The following is a 4,007-nucleotide window of genomic DNA, read 5'->3' on the forward strand; positions in this document are numbered from 1 at the left end:
TCCTGGAAGTGCGCGGCGTCGCCGGCACCTCCGTCGACACCGACCGCCACAACGGCATCCACGAGGTCTTCGCTGCGTCCGGCAAGAAGTGGGACGTCACCGAAGTCGCCGGCAAGTGGGATGACGGCGTGGCACAGAAAGTGACCGCCGATGCGATCGCCACCAACGGTCCGTTCGACGGCATCACCGGCCAGGGCGGCGATACCGGCATCGTGCAGGCGATGATCGACGCCAAGCATCCGTTCGTGCCGTTTGGCGGCGAGACCGAGAACGGCTTCCGCAAGTTCTGCGCCGCGCATTCGGCCGACGGGCTGAAGTGCTCGTCCGCCGGCTCGGGTCCGGCTCAGGTCGCCGTCGCCATCAAGACCGCGATCGCCGCACTCGAAGGCGAGGTGGTACCACAAGAGGTGAAGCTGCCGCTGGCGATCGCCGAAGACCCGAACTTGAAGGAAGGCACGGATTACTTCCCCAAGGAATCCGACAATTTCTTCGTCGGCAATTCCTTCCCGACCTGCGGCATCAATTTCAGCGCCCAGGAAATCATGGGTCAGACCAAGGAAAACCAGTAAATCATCGCTGGCTGTCACCCGGCGCCGCGGCTTGAGCCGCGGCGCTTGTCTCAATTCCACAATCGCCCTGGGAGGGCCGATGGACGGTGCGGCTCCGCTCTTTCGTATGGAAGGCATATCCAAGCGCTATGGCGGTGTACGCGCGCTGGAGAAGGCCGAGCTTGTCGTCGAAGCCGGCAGCATCCACGCCATTCTCGGTGAAAACGGCGCCGGCAAGTCGACGCTGATCAAGGTCATGGCAGGTGTCGTGGCGCCCGATGAGGGCCGCATGACGCTGGACGGGCGCGAGGCGACCTTCGCTTCTCCGGGGGCCGCCAACAAGGCCGGCATCGTCTGCATCTTCCAGGAACTGTCGCTGGTCCCCGAGCTCAGCGTTGCCGACAACATCGTCATTTCCGACCCGCCCAAACGCTTCGGCATGATCGACCGCAAGGCGCAGCGCCGCATCGCCGAAGAAGCACTTGCTCGTGCCGGCGCCGCCGACATCCACCCGCTGGCGCTGGTCAAGGACCTACCGCTGTCGCGCCGGCAGATGGTCGAGATCGCCAAGGCATTGGCACGCAAGCCGCGCATCCTCATCCTCGACGAAGCGACCTCGGCGCTGACGGCAGCGGATGTCTCGAAGATCTTCGCAGTGCTCAAGCGGCTGCGCTCGGAAGGGCTGGCGCTGCTTTACATCTCGCACCGCATGAACGAGATCGCCGAACTGGCGGATCAGTGCACGGTGTTCCGCAACGGCCGCAATGTCGCCAGCTATCCAGCCGGCTCGAAGAGCGACAATGAGGTGGTCGAACTGATGATCGGCCGCGAATACAGCCATATCTTTCCGCCCAAGCCGGCGGCCGTGCCTGCCGCCGCGGCCCCCAGGCTCGAGGCCCGCAAGCTCTCATGGGCCGACCGGCTGCACGACATCTCGCTGACCGTCAGGGCAGGTGAGGTGGTCGGCCTTGGCGGCCTCGACGGCCAGGGCCAGCGCGAATTGCTGCTCGCCTTCTTCGGCGTGCTGCGGGGCCTCAGCGGCCAGATCCTGATCGACGGCAAGTCGGTCTCGATCACCAGCCCATCCGTTGCGCGCGACGACGGCATCGGCATGGCGCTGATTCCCGAGGACCGCAAGACCGAAGGGCTGATGCTGCCGATGACGGTGCGCGAGAACCTGTCCTTCGCGGCGCTCGACCGGCTGTCGAAAGCCGGCATCATCGACCGTGCCGCCGAGCAGCGGCTGATCGACGACATGGTAGGCCTCTTGGCGATCAAGACGGCGGGCCTCGACATTCCGGTCGGCGCGCTTTCGGGCGGCAACCAGCAGAAAGTGGTCATCGCCAAATGGCTGATGCGCCAGCCACGCATCATCCTGCTCAACGATCCGACGCGCGGCATCGACGTCGGCACCAAGCAGGAGCTGTACCAGCTGATGCGCAAACTGGCCGACGCGGGTGCTGCGATCCTGTTCTACTCGACCGACTATGATGAACTGATCGGCTGCTGCGATCGCGTGCTGGTGCTCTATGACGGGGCGGTCAAGCGCGAGCTGGTCGGTGCCGAGATCACCGAGCGGGCGCTGATATCAAGCGCGCTCAATATCCATGGCGAGGACAGCCCGGTGGGCCTGGGAGCAAGCGCGTGAAAGATTGGCGCTACTGGCTGGCCGAGCAGCGCGGAACTCTGCTGGCGCTCGGCATCTTCATCGTCATGTTCGTCATCTACACCTCGAACCATCCGGCGGGCTTCACCGCCAATGTCGTGCAGACGGCGTCGAACAAGGGCGTGCTGCTCGCCTTTGTCGCCATGGCGCAGACGCTGGTGGTGATCACCGCCGGCATCGACTTGTCCGTCGGTATGATCTTCCTGCTCACCAACTGCCTCGCCTCCTGGCTGGTGGTTGGCACGCCGATGCAGACGACGCTCGGTGTCATCGCCGTGCTGGCGGTGGGGCTGTTGTGCGGCGCGATCAACGGCGCCATCGTCATCTATGGCCGGCTGCAGCCGATTGTCGCCACCATTGCCACTGGCGCCGTCTATTACGGCATCGGCCTTTTGCTGCGGCCATTCCCTGGCGGCTCGGTCAATGAGGATCTGGCCGATGCGCTGACCGGCCGTGTGTTCGGCGTGGTGCCGGCGAGCCTGGTCGTCCTGCTGGCCATCGTGCTGGTGATCTGGGTGCCGTTCAGCCGCTCGGTGCTCGGCCGCGCGGCCTACGCGGCCGGCTCGTCGGAGACGGCGGCCTACATGTCCGGCGTGCCGATCCGGCGCGGCAAGTTCGCTGCCTACACGCTGGCCGGCCTGCTGGCGGCGATCGGCGGACTGTTCCTGACTTTCTTCACCTATACGGGCGAGGCGGCCTATGCCAGCGGCAACTCCTACACGCTGTTTTCGATCGCAGCCGTGGTGCTCGGCGGCGTCTCGCTGTTCGGCGGCAAGGGCAGCGCCATCGGCGCCATCTTCGGCGCGCTGGCCTTCCGCACCATCGGCGACCTGTTGTTCGTCTTCGATTTCGATCCGCTCTGGCAGCCGCTGTTCCAGGGCGTTATCCTGCTGGTCGCCGTCAGCCTCGGCGCCTTCGCCCTGTTTCGGGTCCGCAACCGGCTGGAGTGGTTCCTGTGAGCGAAACGACACTTGGCGGCATTGCCGGCCGCATGCCCAGATTCATCCGCCGCGCCGATCCGGCGGTGCTGACGGCCTTTGCCTGCATCGTTCTCTTGCTGTTCCTGGGCAGCCTCTATTCCAGAAGCTTCCTGTCGCCTGAATATCTTCTGCAGCAGCTCAAGGTGGCTTCGTTCCTCGGTGTCATCGCAACCGGCATGATGCTGGTCATCCTGCTCGGTCAGATCGACCTGTCGGTGCCATGGGCGGTGGCGGCGGGCGCCATGATGGCCTGCGCTGCGGCGGCGTACGGCCCGGTCGGCGTGGCGCTGGCCATTCCGTTCGGTATTTTCTGCGGCATGCTGATCGGCGTCGTCAACGGCATCGGCGTCGCCTATCTGCGCATCCCCTCGATGATCATCACATTGGCCACCAACGCTGTCGCGCAAGGGCTGATGGTGGTCTACACAGGCGGCTTCTCGCCGCAGGATTCGGCAACGGGCGCGATGCGCTACCTGGCGACCGGCTTCGCCATTCCGGGCGTGCCCAACGCGGTTATCATCTGGGCGCTGATCGGAGCCGCGATGGTGTTCGTGCTGACCCGTACCAGCTTCGGCCGCACCGTCTACGGCATCGGCAACCGCGAACGCGCGGCCTATCTCTCCGGCATCGATACGCGGCGCGTGGTGATGATCGCCTTCGCCGTCTCCGGCGGGCTCTCGGCTTTCGGCGGCGCGCTTCTGGCTGGCTATGCCTCCAAGGCGGCGCAGTCGATGGGCGACGCTTAGCTGCTGCCGTCGATCGCCTCGGTGGTGCTTGTCGGCACCTCGATCCTGGGCGGACGCGACTCTTATC

General features: G+C 65.3%; 3 protein-coding genes and 1 pseudogene. All 4 read left to right on the plus strand.

What is annotated here, in order from left to right:
• The coding region (locus EN939_RS24065) for a substrate-binding domain-containing protein (RefSeq protein ID WP_164751179.1) at positions 1 to 569 on the plus strand (569 nt) is incomplete at its 5' end.
• 79 nt (positions 570 to 648) lie between these two features.
• Positions 649 to 2,196, plus strand: coding sequence for a sugar ABC transporter ATP-binding protein (locus tag EN939_RS24070; RefSeq protein ID WP_127270183.1), 1,548 nt, complete (start codon positions 649 to 651; stop codon positions 2,194 to 2,196).
• Positions 2,193 to 3,173, plus strand: coding sequence for an ABC transporter permease (locus EN939_RS24075; protein WP_127270185.1), 981 nt, complete (start codon positions 2,193 to 2,195; stop codon positions 3,171 to 3,173). Before EN939_RS24070 ends, EN939_RS24075 begins: the two co-directional genes overlap by 4 nt.
• Positions 3,170 to 4,007, plus strand: a pseudogene (locus EN939_RS24080) (ABC transporter permease); the annotation flags it as partial. The gene EN939_RS24075 and the pseudogene EN939_RS24080, both read left to right, overlap by 4 nt.

Source organism: Mesorhizobium sp. M7A.F.Ca.CA.002.05.1.1 (genome assembly GCF_003998335.1).
GTDB lineage: Bacteria > Pseudomonadota > Alphaproteobacteria > Rhizobiales > Rhizobiaceae > Mesorhizobium.